The sequence below is a fragment of the Corynebacterium sp. HMSC035E02 genome, from assembly GCF_001836065.1.
GTDB classification, from domain to species: Bacteria; Actinomycetota; Actinomycetes; order Mycobacteriales; family Mycobacteriaceae; genus Corynebacterium; species Corynebacterium hiratae.
In genome coordinates, this window is sequence record NZ_KV827350.1 from 159,921 (window position 1) to 160,276 (window position 356).

The following is a 356-nucleotide window of genomic DNA, read 5'->3' on the forward strand; positions in this document are numbered from 1 at the left end:
ACATTTCGGGGATGTTTCGTAATTTTGCGGCATTTCGACCCAAACCTTTTAAGGGAGAGACACAGACACACATTACGGGCACATGTCTACGACATAGACCGTCCTCATTGAGGGCACGCTGCAGGGGTTGTAGCTATGTGACACGGCCGGGATGCTGCGTCACGGTGACACGCAAGGGGCGCGCCTTTTTATGACCTGTGACACGTCTGTAGCGCGCTCGTTTCGTAGTTTTGACCTCGTTTCGTAATTTGCCGATCAAAATACGAAAAAATTACGAAACGCTCTACCTGCGGTTTCGTAGAACTACGAAAATCGGAAAACCAAATTACGAAACACGCGATAACGCTGTGACCTGC